19 protein-coding genes are annotated in these 18085 nt (G+C 62.9%); 14 read left to right on the forward strand and 5 right to left on the reverse strand.

The window, feature by feature from the left end:
• Positions 1-126 precede the first annotated feature (126 nt).
• The 4 genes from MKZ40_RS06755 to MKZ40_RS06770 all read left to right on the forward strand — a co-directional run bounded on the left by MKZ40_RS06755 (position 127) and on the right by MKZ40_RS06770 (position 2637).
• Complete coding sequence (locus MKZ40_RS06755) at positions 127-393, forward strand: hypothetical protein (protein WP_175089774.1); 267 nt, start codon at positions 127-129, stop codon at positions 391-393.
• A 226-nt stretch (positions 394-619) separates the two neighbouring features.
• Positions 620-907, forward strand: coding sequence for a hypothetical protein (locus MKZ40_RS06760; protein ID WP_175089775.1), 288 nt, complete (start codon positions 620-622; stop codon positions 905-907).
• Positions 908-1055: 148 nt separating this feature from the next.
• Positions 1056-1742 (forward strand): haloacid dehalogenase type II, encoded by a 687-nt coding sequence (locus tag MKZ40_RS06765; RefSeq protein ID WP_254627095.1) that lies wholly within the window; start codon positions 1056-1058, stop codon positions 1740-1742.
• Between the two features lie 211 nt (positions 1743-1953).
• Positions 1954-2637 (forward strand): carboxylesterase, encoded by a 684-nt coding sequence (locus MKZ40_RS06770; RefSeq protein ID WP_175089777.1) that lies wholly within the window; start codon positions 1954-1956, stop codon positions 2635-2637.
• A gap of 138 nt (positions 2638-2775) precedes the next feature.
• Here MKZ40_RS06770 and MKZ40_RS06775 read toward each other — a convergent pair whose 3' ends face one another.
• The gene (locus MKZ40_RS06775; protein WP_175089778.1) at positions 2776-3342 is read right to left on the reverse strand and encodes a DUF6314 family protein; all 567 of its coding nucleotides are present in this window, start codon (positions 3340-3342) and stop codon (positions 2776-2778) included.
• Here MKZ40_RS06775 and MKZ40_RS06780 point away from each other — a divergent pair.
• Positions 3341-4216 (forward strand): carboxylate/amino acid/amine transporter, encoded by an 876-nt coding sequence (locus MKZ40_RS06780; protein WP_175089779.1) that lies wholly within the window; start codon positions 3341-3343, stop codon positions 4214-4216. The two genes, MKZ40_RS06775 and MKZ40_RS06780, sit on opposite strands and share 2 nt — an antisense overlap.
• Before the next feature lie 39 nt (positions 4217-4255).
• On the opposite strand, the gene MKZ40_RS06785 is transcribed toward MKZ40_RS06780, so the two are convergent.
• Positions 4256-5962, reverse strand: coding sequence for a PLP-dependent aminotransferase family protein (locus MKZ40_RS06785; RefSeq protein WP_175089780.1), 1707 nt, complete (start codon positions 5960-5962; stop codon positions 4256-4258).
• 156 nt (positions 5963-6118) lie between these two features.
• Here MKZ40_RS06785 and MKZ40_RS06790 point away from each other — a divergent pair, with 156 nt between their 5' ends.
• Complete coding sequence (locus MKZ40_RS06790; protein ID WP_175089781.1) at positions 6119-7117, forward strand: DMT family transporter; 999 nt, start codon at positions 6119-6121, stop codon at positions 7115-7117.
• A gap of 180 nt (positions 7118-7297) precedes the next feature.
• Here the strand turns inward: MKZ40_RS06790 and MKZ40_RS06795 are convergent, their stop codons facing one another.
• The 3 genes from MKZ40_RS06795 to MKZ40_RS06805 all read right to left on the reverse strand — a co-directional run bounded on the left by MKZ40_RS06795 (position 7298) and on the right by MKZ40_RS06805 (position 10212).
• Entirely contained in the window at positions 7298-7909 is a 612-nt protein-coding gene (locus tag MKZ40_RS06795) for an OmpW family outer membrane protein (protein ID WP_175089885.1), read from the reverse strand.
• 485 nt (positions 7910-8394) lie between these two features.
• Entirely contained in the window at positions 8395-8988 is a 594-nt protein-coding gene (locus tag MKZ40_RS06800; protein WP_175089782.1) for an OmpW family outer membrane protein, read from the reverse strand.
• 360 nt (positions 8989-9348) lie between these two features.
• A complete protein-coding gene (locus tag MKZ40_RS06805; RefSeq protein ID WP_175089783.1) occupies positions 9349-10212 on the reverse strand; it encodes a lipopolysaccharide kinase InaA family protein in 864 nt (287 codons plus the stop codon).
• 584 nt (positions 10213-10796) lie between these two features.
• On the opposite strand from MKZ40_RS06805, the gene MKZ40_RS06810 reads away from it, so the two are divergent.
• From MKZ40_RS06810 to MKZ40_RS06845, 8 genes are all read left to right on the forward strand, one after another.
• A complete protein-coding gene (locus MKZ40_RS06810; protein ID WP_175089784.1) occupies positions 10797-12413 on the forward strand; it encodes a cytochrome ubiquinol oxidase subunit I in 1617 nt (538 codons plus the stop codon).
• A 6-nt stretch (positions 12414-12419) separates the two neighbouring features.
• Complete coding sequence (gene cydB / locus MKZ40_RS06815; protein WP_217485875.1) at positions 12420-13553, forward strand: cytochrome d ubiquinol oxidase subunit II; 1134 nt, start codon at positions 12420-12422, stop codon at positions 13551-13553.
• 95 nt (positions 13554-13648) lie between these two features.
• Entirely contained in the window at positions 13649-13750 is a 102-nt protein-coding gene (gene cydX / locus MKZ40_RS06820; RefSeq protein ID WP_024951692.1) for a cytochrome bd-I oxidase subunit CydX, read from the forward strand.
• Positions 13751-13809: 59 nt separating this feature from the next.
• Complete coding sequence (locus tag MKZ40_RS06825) at positions 13810-14115, forward strand: cyd operon YbgE family protein (RefSeq protein ID WP_175089785.1); 306 nt, start codon at positions 13810-13812, stop codon at positions 14113-14115.
• Between the two features lie 520 nt (positions 14116-14635).
• Positions 14636-15778 carry a glycosyltransferase family 2 protein gene (locus MKZ40_RS06830; protein ID WP_254627096.1) on the forward strand — a complete coding sequence of 381 codons (1143 nt, stop codon included), beginning with the start codon at positions 14636-14638 and terminating at the stop codon, positions 15776-15778.
• Positions 15768-16202, forward strand: a complete 435-nt coding sequence (locus MKZ40_RS06835) for a GtrA family protein (protein WP_175089786.1) — start codon at positions 15768-15770, stop codon at positions 16200-16202. The genes MKZ40_RS06830 and MKZ40_RS06835 overlap by 11 nt, the downstream gene beginning before the upstream one ends.
• The gene (locus MKZ40_RS06840; RefSeq protein ID WP_175089787.1) at positions 16199-17398 is read left to right on the forward strand and encodes a hypothetical protein; all 1200 of its coding nucleotides are present in this window, start codon (positions 16199-16201) and stop codon (positions 17396-17398) included. The genes MKZ40_RS06835 and MKZ40_RS06840 overlap by 4 nt, the downstream gene beginning before the upstream one ends.
• A complete protein-coding gene (locus MKZ40_RS06845) occupies positions 17373-18068 on the forward strand; it encodes a hypothetical protein (protein WP_175089788.1) in 696 nt (231 codons plus the stop codon). The genes MKZ40_RS06840 and MKZ40_RS06845 overlap by 26 nt, the downstream gene beginning before the upstream one ends.
• Positions 18069-18085: the final 17 nt, after the last annotated feature.

Consider the following 18085-nt stretch of genomic DNA (forward strand, 5'->3'; position numbering starts at 1 on the left):
TTGCGTGGGTGATGTCGGGTGTCGACTCCGACAAATAATCCACCTGGATATGCGCAGTACTTGAAGTGATCAATGATGTGTCACTTCATGGCAACTCGATAGTGAAAATGAACGGAGGATAGAAAGATGATCAAGTCAATCATGACTCACGGCCTGGCAGCGTTTGCCCTCGCCACCAGCGGTCTGACCAGTGCCGATATCAGCACTGATGACAGCAGCAATGCGCGTTTCAATGGCGCTCAATATCACGGCATCCACAGCGAAGTGCGTGATTATCAGAAGAGCGAAAAGCGCTACGCCGCGAATCCTGACATTCTGATCACCAGCCGTGGCAATGTATTTGCCGATAGTGATGTGCATGGTGCAGTCGATATCGACGCCGACCATCGCTGAGCTTTCGAGGATGACGGTTCACATGACTCGCTTCACATGACTTCATGCCACAAGTTGTCATTGCGAAACAATTGAAGCGCTGTGATTTGATTGCCGCTGCTTGAATCACTTTGCAGCGACGATCGAAGGCGTGAGCACTGATGCGCAAGCCGGTGACTGCCGAAATTCAGGGAAAGCGAAAGGAAATATCCCAGACGTAGAGACACTTGGATAGTGAGCAGAACGCTTGAGCAAGGGCTTTGGGCCCCTCCACCAGCCCGTCTTGAACGACCCGGTGGCAAAACCCTTGCTCAAACGCTTTCCTGTCCTGGGTGTCGCTGTCCCGACATTCATTGCCCGCCACCATGGCGGGTTTTTTTATGCCCGGATTCTAGAAGGGCGCAGCAAGTGGCTGATCGACTCTGTGCATGTCGTCTTGCTTGATGACCGCAATATGCTGAGGGTTTTCCAGGAAGTTCGTATGGATCCATCGGCAGTTCACAGTATGAGTGTCATGATGCATCACGGTGATTAAACGTTGTTGGTTGCTGGCCTGCATGTCGGATATTACGCGACAGGATACCATGATATAAATCAAGTGGAGGCCCATGATGGTGCGCGGAAAACTCAAGAAAGTGGCAGGTTCATTGGTGTTGGGTGTTGGTTTGATGTCAGGGAGTGTGATGGCGGGTGATGTCGTCGAAAAGCCCAAGGTGCTGATCTTCGATGTCAATGAAACGCTACTGGATCTTGCCTCGATGCGCAGTTCCGTCGGTGAGGCACTGGGGGGAAGAGAAGACCTGCTGCCCCTGTGGTTCTCGACCATGCTGCATTATTCTCTGGTGTCTACCGTGACCCGGGATTACCACGATTTCGGGCAGATCGGTGTCGCTTCGTTGCGGGTGGTCGCGCAGAACAATGATGTCGAACTGACGGATGAGCAGGCGAAGAAGGCCATCATCACCCCGTTGATGACGCTCCCGCCTCATCCTGATGTCAAGGAAGGTCTGGCCAGGTTGAAGGCTGAAGGCTACAAGATCGTCAGCCTGACCAACTCGTCCAACAAGGGTGTCCAGGCGCAGTTCGAGAACGCGGGATTGCTGCCGTATTTCGATGCGCGCTACAGCATTGAAGATATCCAGATCTACAAGCCGGACCTGCGTTCCTATGAATGGGTGCTGGACAAGCTTGATGTCGAGCCCGAGGAAGCCATGATGGTCGCGGCACATGGCTGGGACGTCGCGGGCGCCAAGGAGGCGGGCTTGCAGACCACGTTCATCGCCCGCCCGGGCAAGGCCCTGTTCCCGCTGTCAAAGCAGCCGGATCATGTCGTGAAGGATGTGAACGAACTGGCCGACATTCTGCAATAGCATCAGAACCCTTGATTGACAGAATCCTTGATCGACGGGTGCTGAAGATATCCTGTCATCATGGCGTCAGCGGCATTGGTGAGGCTGGCGGGCGTCGAGTGACAGGTGAATTTTCCTGTACATGGTGAGATTGCCAGCCTCATCGCATGGCAGATGATGGCGTCAATGGTAGGCTGGGCGGTATTCCCCTTCTTTCCGACCGGAGCTGAATATGAGTGACGCATCACAGCAGCATGGCCACCGTGCCCCTCAGATCATCGAGCCGAGCGCCCAGGCGGATGCCTGCGTGATCTGGCTGCATGGCCTGGGTGCTGACGGCAGTGATTTCGTGCCCGTGGTGCCTGCGTTGGGTCTGCCCGAGAATCACGGCGTGCGTTTCGTCTTCCCGCATGCGCGCGAACTGGCCGTGACCGTCAATGGCGGCATGCGCATGCCGGCCTGGTACGACATTCTCGAGATGAATCTCGGGCGGCGTGTCGATGAGGTGCAGCTGCGTGAATCCGCGGCCTACGTGCATGCCTTGATCGAGGAGCAGATCGTCCAGGGCATCGCCAGTGAGCGCATCATTCTGGCCGGCTTCTCCCAGGGCGGCGCGGTGGTCTATGAGGCGGCGTTGAGCTGCGAGCGCCCGCTGGGCGGCCTGCTGGCGCTTTCGACCTATTTCGCGACCAGCGCGACCATTGCGCCGAGCGCCGCCAATCAGGGCCTGGCCATCAGTGTCCATCACGGTACCCACGACGATATCGTGCCCCTGGCACTGGGCGAGGCGGGCGCCGAGAGTGCGCGTGCGCTGGGTCATCCGCTGGAATGGCAGACCTGGCCGATGGCGCACGCCGTGTGTCTCGAGGAAATCGAGGCGATCGGTGAGTGGTTCAAGGCGCGTCTGCTGGCCTGATCGGTCGCCAGGATCGACTGTCAGTATCGACTGCCAGAACAAAACGCCGCTGACGGAGTGATCTGTCAGCGGCGTTTTCACGTGCTGCCAGCGGTCCCGTCATGCGCCGTCAGCGGTCTTTGCCAGTGCTGGTCGCGCTCAGCAGCGATAGCGGTAGGCGAGGTGTTCATCCTTGCGCGGGCCGGTGATGCGCCAGTCGAGATCAAAGCCCAGGGCATTGCCCGCCTCATCGCGCACGATGACCAGCGTGGCGGCGTAGAGATCATCGATACACAGATGCGCTTCACGACTGACGAAGTGGTCTTCGCCTCGAGCGTTGTCGGCCACCAGGTCGAACAGGAAGACGGTGGCATCGCGGCCACGTCGTTCATGACTCAGCGACAGCGCGGCGCCATCCGCGGCCAGCTGCCAGCGATAGCGGTTGTGGAAGTTGACGCTGGATGACTGGCCCTCGAGCTGGAACTGGCCCTGCTCGAGAAATACCACGCTCTCCGCCTCTTGCTGAGCCGTTTGTCGTGACTCATCGCGAGGGGGAGCAGCGGCTTCGCGGGTGACCGTCACCTCGCCGCTACCCTGGCCAGACCAGGCATTGTGCGAGGCCGGGCCGGAGCGTGACGAAAAATCCAGCCGGCGGATCTGCGCGAGCAGCGCATAGAGGGTTACAATTGGTGTCAACTTCTTCTGGCTACCGGGTTTACTCGTCATGTCCTACCTGATTGGTGTCACGGCCCTCTGGGCCTTCTCGTTTTCCTTGATCGGCGTCTATCTGTCCGGTCAGGTCGATAGCTATCTGGCCGTACTGACGCGTATCGCGCTGGCGTGCCTGATCTTCGCGCCGTTCCTGCGCCCGCGGGCGATCAGCGGACGCCTGCGCTTCCAGTTGATGGCCATCGGCGCGATCCAGCTCGGCCTGATGTACATCTTCTTCTATCGCTCCTTCCTGCTGCTGCCCGTGCCGGAAGTGCTGCTGTTCACCATCTTCACGCCCATCTACATCACCTTGCTCGATGACCTGATGAACAAGCGCTTGTCGCCATTCTACCTGCTGACCGCCGCGATTGCGGTGCTGGGTGCGGCGATCATTCGCTACGACGGGGTCAGTGACGGCTTCTGGCTCGGCTTTGCGGTCGTGCAGGGTGCCAACCTGTGCTTCGCCATCGGACAGGTGGCCTATCGTCAGGTCGCTCCGCAGCTGCCGGCGGATGTCGCCCATCGCCATGTGTTCGGCTGGTTCTATCTCGGTGCGCTGGCACTGGTGATCGTGATGTTCCTGCTGTTCGGCAGTACCGACAAGCTGCCGTCGCAGCCGGTGCACTTCGTGGTGCTTGGCTGGCTGGGCATCGTGGCCTCGGGGCTGGGCTACTTCCTGTGGAACAAGGGCGCGACGCGGGTGGATGCCGGCACGCTGGCGATCATGAACAACGCGCTGGTGCCGGCGGGCCTGCTGGTCAATCTGCTGATCTGGAACCGCGACGCCGACCTGGTACGTCTGGCGCTGGGTGGGGTGGTCATCGTGGCGGCACTGGTGATCAATCAGGTGTGGGCGCGTCGCCGCGAGCAGGCGCTGCGCATGGCCTGAAAGACTGCGCCATAAGGAAATCCAGACATCGCATCTCAATCAGCCCTCGCCCTGTGCGAGGGCTTTTTGCAGGTGAGTGGTGAGGCGCGCCAGTATGCCCTGCTGGCGGGGAATCTCGTCAGAGGGTCGTGCAGCGTTCTGCGTCGCTTCCTCGCCGAGCTGGGCTGCATTCAGACGCAGGCCGGATTGTTCGACATTGAACAGGCTGCCGGGAAGGGTGGCGATGCCTGCGTTCAGCAGGTCCTGATGCAACTGCTCCAGCTGGTGCGCCTCAAGGCTTGGCAGGCCACACCATTGCAGATAGCCGCCGCTTGGTGGCGGCAGCCAGACGCTGTCGCCCAGCGCTGCGCTCAGGTGCGCGCGCAGACGCTCCAGGCGCTTGGCATAGCAGCGTCGCATGCGCTGCACATGGCGGCCGTAATCCCCGCTGGTGATCAGTTCGCTCAGGGCGGCATGCATCCACGGCATGTCGCCCATTCCATTGGCCCAGCGCGTCCGAATCATCGCCTGCAGCCCCAGTGGTGACTCCTGCTCGGGTCGTGACAGCCACAGCCAGCCGCAGCGGGTGCGGGGGTCCAGCGTCTTGGAGAATGATCCGAGGCTGATCAGCGCAGGCATCGGCCTGTCGGCATGGCGGTGGGCGAGGTCGGCCAGCCATGGATGGCGGGTATCGAAGCTCAGCTCGGCAAAGGTGGTGTTCTCGACTATCAGGATGGCGTGGCGGGCCGCCAATGTCAGCAGGCGGTGGCGATCTGGCGTGCTCAGTTGTCCGCCCAGGGGATTGTGGCCATCCGCGGTCACGATCAGGGCATCCAGCGTCAGGGCGGGCGTCTCGGCATCATGGCGTTCGAGCAGACGTTCGAGTGCCTCGACATCCAGTCCCTGGTGTGCACGGGCAGGGATGGCAATCGCCTGATGGCCCTGGGCTTCGATGGCGGCCACGATGCCGAAATAGCCCGGCGCTTCGACGCCGACCCGACAGCGGCCCTTGGCGGCGCGCAACTGGCCGAGCAGCAGTGACATGCCATGCTGCGCTCCTTGGCTGATCAACAGGGCATCGCTGTCACAGGGATGGCCGTGGTGGCTGAGGTGCTTAGCGATGGCAGTGCGCAGCGCGCTCGAGCCTGGCGGCAGGGCATAGGCGCTGGGGTGCTGGGCATGCGCCCCGAGCTGAGTGCGCGCCAGACGATACAGGCGTCGCACGGCGGGGGCGTCCAGCTCCGGGTGAGCGGCACCCAGCGGCGCCAGGCGCGGATCACTGGCATTCGCCATCGCCTGCCAGGCCGGGTCGCTGATGGTGAGGGTGGTGATGGCACGCGGTTTGTGATGTGACTCCCGCTGCCCGTGCTGCGTCTCGCCGGGATGACGGGATGAAGCCGAGCTGGTCTGTGAGCCGGCATTGAGGTCGTTCGCATCATGTGCAGCCTGCGTCGATGGTGCGACCCGATAGCCGGCACGCGGTTCGGCGATGATCAGGCCCGCCGACTCCAGCTCGCCATAGGCACGAATCACGCTGTTGAGGCCGAGCCCCGACTGTGCCGCCTGCCGCCTGAGCGAAGGCAGGCGCTGTCCTGCGCTCAGTTTGCCCGTCGCCATCTGGGCCTTGAGTCGCTCGACCAGCTGCTGATAGCGCGGCAGCGTCGCGGCTGTGGCGCCTGAGCTGGCGATTGAGCTGGTGGTTGAGTTGATGGCGTCGTCGGCAAGCGAAGGGCGGCTGGCGGACGAAGCGTGCTCGGCGCATGACATGCCTGTCTGTACCCCTTGAATTGGTGATTATCTGTATCTTGTGCCCCCTTGAGGGTTCGCGGCAAGCTGAAGGCTCATGTCGTGGCCCCGTCGGTGCACGTTCTGCACCTGCCTATGGGCCGCCCGCTTGTCATTTCTCTCGCTGGAGTCTGCGTGATGTGGATGCCACTTTGCTTCGTGTTTCTGTTCGCCAGCGGCTTCATCGCCGCGCGCTTCGGTACCCTGGACGCTGAACCCTTCACCTTGCTGCTGGTGCGCAGCCTGCTGGTGCTGCCGGTGCTGGGGTTGATTCTGTGGCTGCGCCGCAAGCCGCGTCAGTGGGGCCGGCGCAATGACCGTCTGGCGCAGATGGGCATCGGCATGCTGTTGCACGGCGCCTATCTGGGCGGCGTGTTCGCGGCGGTCAAGGCGGGGCTGCCGGCGGGTCTGACGGCGCTGCTGGTCAGCCTGCATCCACTGGTGACGGCGGCGTTGTCGCTGCCGTTGTTCGGCGTGCGTCTCGGAGCCAGGCAGTGGGCGGGGCTTGGCTGTGGCGCCATCGGCGTCAGTCTGGTGCTGGGGGCAGGGCTGGCCAGGGACGGCGCGGGCACCCTGGAGTGGCCGCTGATCGGGCTCGTCTGGTGCCTGGTGGCACTGATCGGCGTGTCCAGCTCGACACTGTGGCAGAAGCGGGTCTCCGGGCGCATGGGGTTGGTCGAGGGGCTGATGTTCCAGTATCTCGGTGCGGGCGCGGTGTTCGTCGTCGCCGCGACCAGTGTCGGCAGCTTTGCCTTTGACCCCACGCCGCGTCTGCTGCTGACCATGGCCTGGCTGGTGATCGCCATCTCGGTCGGTGCCATCTGGCTGCTGATGCTGATGCTGGAGCGTGGCGAGGCCCATCAGGTCGCGCGCACCTTCTTCCTGGTGCCGCCGTGTGCCGCGCTGATGGCATGGTGGCTGTTCGATGAGCAGTGGACCGCGCTGATGGTGGCGGGCGCCGCACTGGTGGTGCTGGGGCTGGTACTGGACCGCCCGCGTCCGGGCAAGGTGAGCAAGGCGCCGGCGGAGGACGTCACGCCGCCTTCGCCTTCAACTCCCTCAACGACCTCAACCTCAACAGTTTCAGCAACTTCCAATGCTTCGGCAACGAACAGTGGGCAAGCCGCCCCGCGCTGAGGCGTGCCGAGCGCACAACTCACAACGCACAGTACACCAGGTGCAACGCACAACGCACAACGCACAACGCACAACGCACAACGCACAACGCACAACGCACAACGCCCCGCCGGCCCGAGATGGGCTGGCGGGGCGTTGTCGTCTCTGGCCCGTCAGAAGCGCTAGCCAGGAAGTGGCTGATCAGAAGCGATAGCTGATCCCGGCCATGGTCACGATGGGATCGATCTCGACCTTGTCGTTGACGCTGCCCGCCACGGTGACATCGGAATCGATATCCAGATACCAGGCGGCGACGTTGGCCGCCCAGTGCTCGTTGATCACCAGATCGACGCCGATCTGTGCGGCCGCGCCCCAGCTGTCATCCATCTCGAGCTTGGTGCCATCGTCGAGGGTTTCATCGGAGAAGTGGGTGTAATTGACGCCCGCGCCGATGTACGGCTGGATGCGCGATTCACGCCCGCCAAGCGGGTAGTACTGCAGTGTCAGGGTCGGCGGCAGGTGGTCGACGGAACCGGCTTTCTGGCCATTGAGCGAGATATCGTGGTCGAAATCCTGCGCCGCCAGCAGCTCGATACCGAAGGTGTCGGTGAAGCGATAGCCGAGAGTGAAGGCAAAGGCGCTGTCATCATCGACATCCACGTCGGCACCGATGGCATCGATGCGACCGTTGTCACTCTTCGGCGAGACCTTGGCGACACCTGCACGCGTCCAGAACTGCCCGGCGCCGTAGTTGAGAGAGCTGGGAGAGTTGAGAGAGCTATGAGAGCTGGCATTCAGCGAGTCGGCGGCCATGGCCGGTGTGGCACAGAGAGTCGCGAGGCCGGTGAGGCCTGCCAGTGCCAGAAGCTGCCACGGGCGTGCTGCAGAGCGCGGGCTACGTGAAGTCAGGTGCGCGGGGAGGGAGGCTGAGCGAGTGACGACGTCGGGCATGATGGCTCCTGAAGGATGGCGGGAAACAATGCCTTCATTCTAGGTAGCCGAATTTCGAGAAATTTGATCTGGGGCAAGAGTTTACGGACGTTCTTGCCTGGGCAGGAGCCTGGTTGATCCAGGTCAATTTCTGCGCGGCGCCGCTCAAGATTGGCCATGTAGCCGTTGATTGCCCACAACGAAAACGCCGCAGACCCTGAGGTCTGCGGCGTTCGTGTGTGATGCCCATCCGGCGCCTGGACGGCTCGATGTTGCCGAGGTCCATTGCTGGCGCTTTAGGGAATGATGCGGCACCACACGGCTTGCCGAGTACTCGCTGGAGGCATGTTCACGCCTCGTGCAAGGACTTAGAAGCGGTAGGTGACACCGGCACCGACAGTGACCGGATCCAGCTCGGTGTCGTTCACGTCCTGACCGGCGATCTTGGTATCGGCCTTGACGTCAGCATAACGGGCGTAGCCATTGACGGCCCAGGCTTCGGTGATCTTGAGGTCCACACCCAGCTCGGCAGCGGCGCCGTAGCTGTCGTCGATGTCCATGCTCTGGCCACCGGCAGACTCACCGGAGAAGTGGGTGTAGTTCAGGCCGACACCAGCGTACGGCTGGACGCGGGCTTCAGTACCGCCCAGCGGGTAGTACTGCAGCATCAGGTTGATCGGCATCTCATCGAAACCACCGGCGCTGTTTTCCCAGTCAGTGCTGAATTCTTCAGTGGACTGCAGGGCGATGGCCAGGTTGTCGTGGAACATGTAGCCCACGGAACCGGCGAAGCCAGATTCGTCCTTGGCGATCAGACCGTTGCCGTTGTTGCTCTTGCCGTCGACCTTGGCAACGCCACCGCGCAGGAAGGTATCACCCTTGCCATATGCCATGGCGGATTGTGCGCCCATTGCCATGGTGCCGGCGATAACAGTAGCGGTCAGGATCTTGATAGCTTTCATGTGTAGTTCTCCTTGAAGCTTGGCTTCGTGAGCTGCCTGTCAGCAGTGCCTCGCTACCCTACGGCGTGGGCCGTGTGCTCTGCGTGGCTGCGTCGATCAGGGGACGCTGCAAACTATAAAAAACAGCGTTCTGTTTGGCAAGTATTTTTTAGAACGATGTTTGAAAACTTGTTAGGCGTCCTGTTAGCAGATGTTACCGATTATTTCAGGGAAGTTTAATGTCTCACGAGTGAGACTTGAGATGACGCATTTGAGCGACATTCCCATTCATCCTCGCGCAAGGTGACCAAGACCTTGGTCGCATGCCGTGCGCAAGGTTAGTGATCACTACGTCAAGGATCTTTGCCGGCCTCTTAAGGCTCAGCGACGCTTGCGTGCGGCGCGTGTTTCCAGCTGTTCCAGCCACTGACTGACCTCGGCGCTCTGCGCATCCGCATCGCGATAGACGGCAAGAAATTGTCGCCATTCATCATGCTGCCAGCCCTTCAGGCGGCGCCACAGCACGTAGAGATCGCGCAGGCACTCGTGGCGGCGCAGCACGAAGCGGCGCGTCTTCTCGAGATCGATGATGACGGCGTCCATCTGCCAGGTGCTGTCCGGCGACTCACTCGGCGGGCGGCTCAGGAAGATGTGCTTGGGGAACAGACAGCCATGCATCAGGCCAGCCTGATGGATCTCGCGAACCAGGCGAGCGCTGGCGGTGATGACCTGAGAGCGCATGCCGGTATCGAGTTCCGCCCAGCGTTGATGCCAGTGATCCAGATCATCGCGCCCGGCGAGATCGAAGGTGATCAGGATGGCGCGCCATTCCCGGCCTGCGCGCCGCTCGCCGTACCAGCCGGCGTCCACTGCCGGTATCCCCAGCGCGTGATAGTGACGGATGGCACGCCATTCGCGAGAGAAGGTCGGTTCGCCCAGCGGTCGCGCCAGGCTGCGGCCCAGATGGTTGGTCTGGCGCTTGAGGTAGAGGCGATGGCTGTTGCCGTCCTCATCCTCGAGTGTCAGCAGCGAGACCGTCGAGACGCCGCCGCGTTCACGATTCGGCGCGTCGACGTCGTGGGCTGCCACTTGCCACAGGGCATCGAAGCTATTGAGGTCGTGCTGCTCCAGCAGGCGGGCAAGCCCGGCTTCGCAGTAATCGCCGTGGCCGCGCGGCGCCGTGGCGCTGGGGCTGGTAGTGGCGGTATGACCAGCGGAGGGGTGAACGGGGGAGCGATGCGTCATGTCAGGTAGGAATCACGGTCTCGGGTGATGGGCGGTAAGCGTGCACTGGCAATCCTTGTCGGTGAGCGCTGCGATGACTGGCCATGATAGTTAGCCTGCTGGGGAAGTGACAGGCCTGTGGCACAAAACTCTCCTTCCCACTGCGGCAATGGCGTGAAGGCGTGATGGCTTTCTGCGTGGCGCTGGCGCTGCTTGGGTGCGCCAGTCGGTCGCAGCGTGGTTGAACGTCGCAGTGTGGTCGATGGTCGCAGCGCGCGCAGGGGGGCGAGGAGTCAGCGTTGAGTTAGCGCCAGGCCAGCGATGCCCGTCGCTCCAGCATCCATGCGGCTTGCAGCGGAGTTGTCCTGTAACGACAGGCACTTGGCGGAGGTGGCGGGTGCGACATTCGCTCGGTGAGTGCGACAACCTGACATCTGGAGGCTGGCGCGGGAGGGTAGACAATGCCGACCAAGGTCTTGGTGCCACGGTGCCAGTGCCTGTGTGCTTGCCGGCGACAGTCGGCCTGATGTGTCCGCCCGACGTCGATGGCAAGCGCATGCAGGGACGGCGCCTGACCGTCCGCCTTATCGCAAAGGGGTTAAGACATGATCTCCGATACCGTCGTGGAGCTGTCGCGGTTCCAGTTCGGCATGACCGCGCTCTACCACTTCCTGTTCGTACCATTGACCATCGGCATGGCCTTTCTGCTGGCCATCATGGAATCCCTGTATGTCATGACCGGCAAGCAGGTCTACCAGGACATGACCAAGTTCTGGGGCAAGCTGTTCGGTATCAACTTCGCCCTTGGCGTGGCCACGGGCCTGACGATGGAATTCCAGTTCGGCACCAACTGGGCCTACTACTCGCATTACGTCGGCGACATCTTCGGTGCGCCGCTGGCCATCGAGGGCCTGGTGGCCTTCTTCCTCGAGTCCACCTTCGTCGGCCTGTTCTTCTTCGGCTGGGACCGCCTGACCAAGCGTCAGCACCTGATGGTGACCTGGCTTGTCGCCTTCGGCTCCAACTTCTCGGCGCTGTGGATCCTGATCGCCAACGGCTGGATGCAGAATCCGGTCGGTGCGGCCTTCAATTTCGAGACCATGCGCATGGAGCTGACCAGCTTCGCGGATGTCATCTTCAATCCGGTCGCCCAGGCCAAGTTCGTGCATACCGTGTCGGCAGGCTATGTGACCGGCGCCATGTTCGTGCTCGGCATCAGCGCCTTCTACCTGCTCAAGAGGCGTGACCTGGGCTTTGCCAAGCGCAGCTTCGCCATCGCCGCCGCCTTCGGCCTGTTCTCGGTGGCCTCGGTGATCGTGCTGGGCGATGAGTCCGGCTACGAGGTCGGGGATGTCCAGAAGGCCAAGATGGCCGCCATCGAGGCGATGTGGGAAACCGAGCCGGCGCCGGCGTCCTTCACGCTGATCGGCCTGCCCAACGAGGAGACCCAGCACACCGATTACGGCATCCATATTCCCTATGTGATGGGCCTGATCGGTACGCGCTCGCTGGATACCGAGATTCCCGGCATCAAGGAGCTGACCGAGGAGCACCGCGGGCGCATCCTCAATGGCATGCAGGCCTATGACCTGCTCCAGCAGCTGCGTGATGGCCAGGACGACATCGCGTCCCGCAAGGCCTTCGATGCGGTCAAGGATGATCTCGGCTACGGCATGCTGCTCAAGCGCTACGTCGAGACTCCGTCTGATGCTACGCCTGAGATGATCGACAAGGCCGCCGCTGACTCGATTCCGCCGGTCGCGCCGATGTTCTTCTCGTTCCGCATCATGGTCGCCTGCGGCATGGCGATGCTGGTGATCTTCATCGCGGCGGTGTGGATGACCGCCAGGCATCGCTTCGACGTGCGTCCCTTCCTGTGGATCTGCCTGCTGTCGATCCCGCTGCCGTTCATCGCCGTGGAGACTGGCTGGTTCGTGGCCGAATTCGGGCGTCAGCCGTGGGCGGTGGGGGAGATTCTGCCGACCTTCATGGCGGCCTCGAGTCTGGATGAGTCCGACCTGTGGTGGTCCATCGGTGGCTTCCTGGCCTTCTACAGCCTGTTCTTCGTCATCGAGATGTGGCTGATGTTCCACTTCGCGCGCAAGGGGCCGTCTTCCCTGCACACCGGTCGCTATCACTTCGAGCGCGGCGGCAACCGCCACGGCGCCATGTCCGAAGATGACGGCATGTCACTCAATCCTTCGCTGTCATTCAAGGAGTAACGGATCATGTGGGATTACGAGATCCTCAAGCTGTTCTGGTGGGTGGCGGTAGGGCTGCTGCTGATCGGCTTCGTCATCACCGATGGCATGGACATGGGCGCGGCGATGCTGATGCCGCTGGTCAGCCGCAATGACAGCGAGCGCCGTGTGGTGATCAATACCCTGGCCCCGCACTGGGATGGCAATCAGGTATGGCTGGTCACCGCCATCGGCGCGGTGTTCGCGGTGTGGCCGGTGGTCTACGGCGCCGTGTTCTCCAGCTTCTATTTCGCGATGCTGACCATCCTGTTCTCGCTGTTCTTCCGCCCGCTGGGCTTTGACTACCGCTCCAAGCTCGAGAACACCCAGTGGCGTGGCTGGTGGGACCGCGGCATCGTCGCCGGCAGCCTGATTCCTACCGCCTTCTTCGGGTTGATCTTCGGCAACCTGCTGCAGGGTGTGCCGCTGGAAGTCGATCAGTTCATGCGTGCCAGCTACGCCGGCAGCTACCTGGGGCTGTTCAACCCCTTCGCTCTGCTGTGCGCTGCGCTGTCCGTGGTGATGGTGATGCTGCATGGCGGCACCTGGCTGGTGGCACGTGCCGATGAGACCGTCGCTGCACGCAGCGCGCGTCTGGTGCAGCCGCTGGGCCTGCTGACGCTGGGGCTGTTCGCGCTGGGCGGGCTGTGGGTGTGGTTGTCCGGCATGGGCTACAGCATCGATCAGATGGGCGACACCGCCTCGGCCCTCAAGCTGCTCGACAAGCAGGTGGGGCCGGGTAGCTGGCTGGATGTCTATGCACGTGAGCCGCTGACGTTGCTGGCACCGCTCAGCGCGATCGCCGGTGTGCTGGCCGCGATGGTGCTGTCGGCTCGGCGCAAGGGGGGCGCGGCCTTCACGGCAAGCTCCGTCGGGGTAGGAGGTGTGGTCGCCACCGCAGGCATCAGCATGTTCCCGTTCATCGTGCCGTCCTCGCGCATGAGCGAGGCCAGCCTGACGCTGTGGGATTCCGTTTCCAGCGAGCTGACGCTCTCCATCGTCACCGTGGCGGGGCTGGTGATGGTGCCGACCATCATCCTCTATACCACCTGGTGCTACGTGAAGATGTGGCGTCGCATCACCGTCGCGCATATCGAGCAGGACGGTCACAGCCTGTATTGAGGTGCGCTGACCTGAATTGAGTTGAGCTGGCTGAGCCAATTGCTTCCATTTGCTATCAAAAGACGAGGGCAGTGCCCTCGTCAGGAGACGACACCATGTGGTATTTCGCCTGGATTCTCGGTGTGTTGCTGGCCTGCTTCGCGGGCATCATCAATGCATTGTGGCTTGAGCAGACCCACACCTTTGACGATGATTGAGTGAGGCGGTCCCCAACGTTACTTCTGCGCCGCTGACCGTTACGATCAAGGAGAGCTCGATGTCACGACCCTGGTACGCCTCACGACCACCGGCCTGGTGCCGAACTCGACCTGCCCATCTGGCCTCGCTGCTGCTGTCTGCCATGGTGGCCATCTGGATGCTGCTGGGGCCGGATGCGATAGCCTCGATGCAGACAGGGCTGCGCTATCTGATGTTGCTGGTCGCGCTGTGGGGGCTGGGCGCCGGTTTCACACATGGCGTCGGCCTGGTGCCGCGCCATGCCACCCGTGCCTGGCTGCTGGGGGCGCCGCTGAGCTGGTGTCTCTTGCTCATCACGCTGGTGGCCCTCGCGTCCAGCCAGTAACGCGATTGCGCAGATTCTATTCATTACATCAACAAGCACGGCTGCTCCCTGGAGCGGCCGTGCTTGTTTAGGGCTAAAGGCATGGCTCAAGGGCATGGCTCATGGGCATGGCTCATGGGCATGGCTTGCGAGCCCTTGAGTGATTCAGGCTTTACTTGTCGAGGCCGCAGGCTCTATAACGCAGCGAGGTGGCATCGCGCTCATTGCCCCGCGCAGGCCCTCGTGATCGCTCGTGGCTCTTGCAGGCCCTTGCCGATGTCTGGCGCTGTGCGGGGGCTTTTCACGGATTCTTGCAGTCGGCAGATCCGTTCGCGCTGGCCACCGCCAGCATTGACGCTGCGTTGTATTCGTCGCCCTCGGCCCCAAGAGGTAATGGAGCGGAGGGAGGAGAGGCACCGATCGAGAGCGAGAGTGTCTGGTAAGGCGCTGGTGCAGCGCCTGTGGCCTCTTCATTCTCACCTTGTCAGATGATGATGCCCTGGCGTGCATGAATGACGGGGCTCTCGATGGAGGAAATACCATGCGGTCCTCAGCTGATGCATCCTGCGGCCAGACGTCTGGCAGGCAGTCCTCGATCTCGTCGGGGCATATTCCCCGCGACATGTCGCGCCGCCTTTCCGGTGACTGGGTCCTGTCATTGGTGGTGCCGGTGATGAACGAGGAGGAGACCATCGGCCTCTTTCTGGAGGCCATCGAGAAGACACTGGGCTCGCAGGTGCCGCATCTTGAAGTGCTGTTCGTCGATGATGGCTCAACCGACGGCACCCGGGCGTGTCTGGAGGCCGCGGCGGCCGGCGATGCCCGCGTGCGCTACCTGAGCCTGACACGCAACTTCGGCAAGGAAGCGGCCATGTCCGCGGGCATCGAGCAGGCGCGTGGTGATGCCATCGTGCCGATGGATGTCGATCTGCAGGACCCGCCGGAGGTGATCCTCGAATTCATCAGCCAATGGCAGGCCGGCTACGACATGGTCTATGGCGTGCGCGCCGCGCGCCATGAGGATACCGCTACCAAGCGCAAGACGGCAGGCTGGTTCTACCGCGTCTTCAACCGCCTGACCTTCACCGAGATACCGCGCGATGCAGGCGACTTCCGCCTGCTGGACCGCCGTGTCGTCGAGGCGCTGCGGCGCCTGCCCGAGCGCAACCGCTTCATGAAGGGCCTGTTCTCGTGGCCCGGCTACCGCTCGGTGGGCGTCACCTACCAGCGCCCGTCGCGCACGGCCGGCACCACCAAGTTCAACTACTGGAAGCTGTGGAACTTCGCCCTCGATGGCGTGGTGAGCTTCTCGACCTGGCCGCTGCGGGTCTGGACCTATATCGGCAGTGTCGTCGCCGCTCTGTCCTTCCTCTATATCCTGGTGATCATCAGCAAGACGGTGCTGTTCGGCGCCGATGCGCCGGGCTATGCCTCACTGATGGTCGCGATCCTGTTCTTCGGCGGCATGCAGCTGATCTCGATTGGCGTGCTGGGCGAATACCTCGGTCGCCTGTTCATGGAAACCAAGCAGCGTCCGCTTTACCTGATCGACCATGACAGTCTGCACGACAGCCCGCCGGGCAGCGTGTCACCGGACAGGGGCCTCGACAGCGGCCTGAGCACTGCGCGCGTCGTGCGCGGTGGGCCACGCGACGCGGCGCGAGGTGGATCACTTGAGCGCTGATCGTGAAGGCGTCAGCGAGTCCGAAAAGCCAGTCACTGCCCGCGCCAGGGAGGAGGCGGGCACCGCGACCCGCTTCGGGCTGGTCGGGCTGGTCGCGACGGGCGTGCATCTGGGGGTCGCTGCCTTGCTACTGTTCCTGTGGCCGCAGCTCAATGAATTCATCGCCAATATCATTGCCTTCTGCGTCGCCTTCCAGGTCTCGCTGGTCGGCCATCGCCGGCTGACCTTCAAGCGCCAGGGCAGTGCCTGGCGCTTCGGACTGGTCGCGGCGGGCGGCTTCGCGCTCAACAATGGCCTGTTGGCACTGCTGATGCAGGGGCTGGACCTTTCGGGCTTCGTCGCCATTGCGATCGCCACGCTCTCGGTGCCTATCGTGACCTATCTGGCCTCACGGCTGTGGGCCTTCAAGGAAGACCATGCATGAATGACAGCGTCACCGCAGGGCCGCGCTCGATGCTGGGGGAGCGCCTCAAGACATTGGCGGCCGAGACGCCGCCCCCTGCCGAGGCACTCGCGCGGGCGCAGGCCGTGCACATTCCCTGGGGGCATATCCTGCTGGCATTGCTGGTGACACGCGCCGTCTGGATCGCCATCGCGCTGTGGGGCGATCACGGCTATCTGCACGCCATGGCGCAGTTCGACGGCAGCTGGTTCAAGGGCATCATGACGCGCGGCTACGATGTCGAGGCGCGCGGCATGAGTGATGGCGACGCCGCCAACTGGGCCTTCTTCCCGCTCTATCCGGCACTGCTGTGGCTGGTGACGCTGGGCGGTCAGCTCGACCCCGAACTGATGGGCGTACTGCTGAGCAATGCCTTGCTGGCCGTGGCGCTGGGGCTGGGCTGTCGTTATCTGGCCATCACGCGTCCCGGCGCGCCGTTGCTGCTGTTCGTGTGGCTGGCGGCCAGCATGCCGTACAGCTTCTATTTCAGCGCGCTCTATTCCGAGTCACTGTTCTGGCTGCTGTGTCTGGCGTCATTGATCGACTGGCGCTGCCAGCGCACCGGCCGCGTGATGCTCTGGACGCTGCTGTTGTCGATGACCCGTGCCACCGGGGTGTTCTGGGTCATCGCGATGGGAATCGAGCTTGTGGCGCGCCTGCGCCTGCGGGCCTTCGCCGAGCTGTGGCGGCGGCCCGATTGGCTGCTGATCGGCGTGGTGGGGCCTCTGGGGTTGTTTCTGTTCATGGCGCTGCTCTATCTCCGGATGGGTGACGCGCTGGCCTTCAGCCATGTGCAGATTTCCTGGGGCCGTGAGATGGGCAACCCTCTGACCAACCTCATTGAAGGGCTGAGCTACTGGCAGAGCGCGCCGGGGACGCTGCGCCCGGCGTGGCAGGCGAGCATGGCACTGGTCGGTGTCGGCCTGATCGGCTGGCTGGGCCTGCAGCGGCGCTGGCTGGAGATGGGGCTGGCGGGCTTCACGCTGTTCATACCGCTGGCGACCGGGCTGGACGCCATCCCGCGCTACATGATCGGCATGCCGGTGTTCGTGCTGGCCCTCCATGACCTGCTCGTGCGGCTGCCACGCACGCTGGCCTGGGGTCTTGTCATGCTGGGTGCGCTCGCTAATCTCTGGCTGGTGGAGAACTGGTATGACGCCGTCTTCTGGCTCGTCTGATGCGCTGTATGGCGCGCCACGGCCGCGTCGCAGCCAGCGGGTCTGGTGGCTGCTGGCCACCGTGGTGGTGCTGGCCTTCGAACTCGCCATTCTGTGGCTGGCGCGCACGCCCAGGGTCGATGATCACTATCGGCGCTACTTCATCGAGCATGCCACCACCTGTTACCGGCCGATGGGCGAGGTGCCGGTACTGACGCTTGGTGAGCGCTACTCCGTCCGCAAGGGCGAGCCGCTGGGCAATTGCGGTGTGCTGTGGGCCGGTTTCTACTCGCCTCAGCCAGACGTGCCGGTCAGTGCGCGGCTGGCGGAGGTCACCTTGCGTCTGCGGGTGGCGCCCGAGGTCTCGCCGGCAGGTTCACAGGCGGTGGTCGTGGCGCTTGAGCTGTCACGCTTCCCGGATTCGGCCACCGCGCTGCCGGTGGAAGTCATGATCAAAGAGCAGACCGTCACGCGCTGGCCGGTGGGCGGTGATTATGAGCGCTTCGAGGTCGAGGTGCCCGCCGCGCTGATCGCGAGCGATGGCAGCTTCAGCCTGACCCTCAAGGGGCCGCCGCCCATTGCGCCGCGCGATGTGGGGCTGGATGCCAACAAGTTTCCCGTGGGCCTGCGTCTGGACGCGCTGACGCTGCGCTCACCGCTGGGACTGACACCCGCTCGGGCACAGCCCTGAATGGATGAATGGCCTGT

Origin of the sequence: Cobetia sp. BMC6 (assembly GCF_029991385.1) — a bacterium.
GTDB lineage: Bacteria > Pseudomonadota > Gammaproteobacteria > Pseudomonadales > Halomonadaceae > Cobetia.

Bases quoted from the DNA above. Each gene is read 5' to 3' on its own strand.
- MKZ40_RS06765 (WP_254627095.1), top strand. From the start codon at position 1,056: ATGGCGGGTGATGTCGTCGAAAAGCCCAAGGTGCTGATCTTCGATGTC.
- MKZ40_RS06810 (WP_175089784.1), top strand. From the start codon at position 10,797: ATGATCTCCGATACCGTCGTGGAGCTGTCGCGGTTCCAGTTCGGCATG.
- MKZ40_RS06840 (WP_175089787.1), top strand. From the start codon at position 16,199: ATGAATGACAGCGTCACCGCAGGGCCGCGCTCGATGCTGGGGGAGCGC.
- MKZ40_RS06825 (WP_175089785.1), top strand. From the start codon at position 13,810: ATGTCACGACCCTGGTACGCCTCACGACCACCGGCCTGGTGCCGAACT.
- cydX (WP_024951692.1), top strand. From the start codon at position 13,649: ATGTGGTATTTCGCCTGGATTCTCGGTGTGTTGCTGGCCTGCTTCGCG.
- MKZ40_RS06805 (WP_175089783.1), bottom strand. From the start codon at position 10,212: ATGACGCATCGCTCCCCCGTTCACCCCTCCGCTGGTCATACCGCCACT.
- MKZ40_RS06795 (WP_175089885.1), bottom strand. From the start codon at position 7,909: ATGGCCGCCGACTCGCTGAATGCCAGCTCTCATAGCTCTCTCAACTCT.
- MKZ40_RS06790 (WP_175089781.1), top strand. From the start codon at position 6,119: ATGTGGATGCCACTTTGCTTCGTGTTTCTGTTCGCCAGCGGCTTCATC.
- MKZ40_RS06755 (WP_175089774.1), top strand. From the start codon at position 127: ATGATCAAGTCAATCATGACTCACGGCCTGGCAGCGTTTGCCCTCGCC.
- MKZ40_RS06770 (WP_175089777.1), top strand. From the start codon at position 1,954: ATGAGTGACGCATCACAGCAGCATGGCCACCGTGCCCCTCAGATCATC.
- MKZ40_RS06780 (WP_175089779.1), top strand. From the start codon at position 3,341: ATGTCCTACCTGATTGGTGTCACGGCCCTCTGGGCCTTCTCGTTTTCC.
- MKZ40_RS06830 (WP_254627096.1), top strand. From the start codon at position 14,636: ATGCGGTCCTCAGCTGATGCATCCTGCGGCCAGACGTCTGGCAGGCAG.
- MKZ40_RS06845 (WP_175089788.1), top strand. From the start codon at position 17,373: ATGACGCCGTCTTCTGGCTCGTCTGATGCGCTGTATGGCGCGCCACGG.
- MKZ40_RS06800 (WP_175089782.1), bottom strand. From the start codon at position 8,988: ATGAAAGCTATCAAGATCCTGACCGCTACTGTTATCGCCGGCACCATG.
- MKZ40_RS06775 (WP_175089778.1), bottom strand. From the start codon at position 3,342: ATGACGAGTAAACCCGGTAGCCAGAAGAAGTTGACACCAATTGTAACC.
- MKZ40_RS06785 (WP_175089780.1), bottom strand. From the start codon at position 5,962: ATGTCATGCGCCGAGCACGCTTCGTCCGCCAGCCGCCCTTCGCTTGCC.
- cydB (WP_217485875.1), top strand. From the start codon at position 12,420: ATGTGGGATTACGAGATCCTCAAGCTGTTCTGGTGGGTGGCGGTAGGG.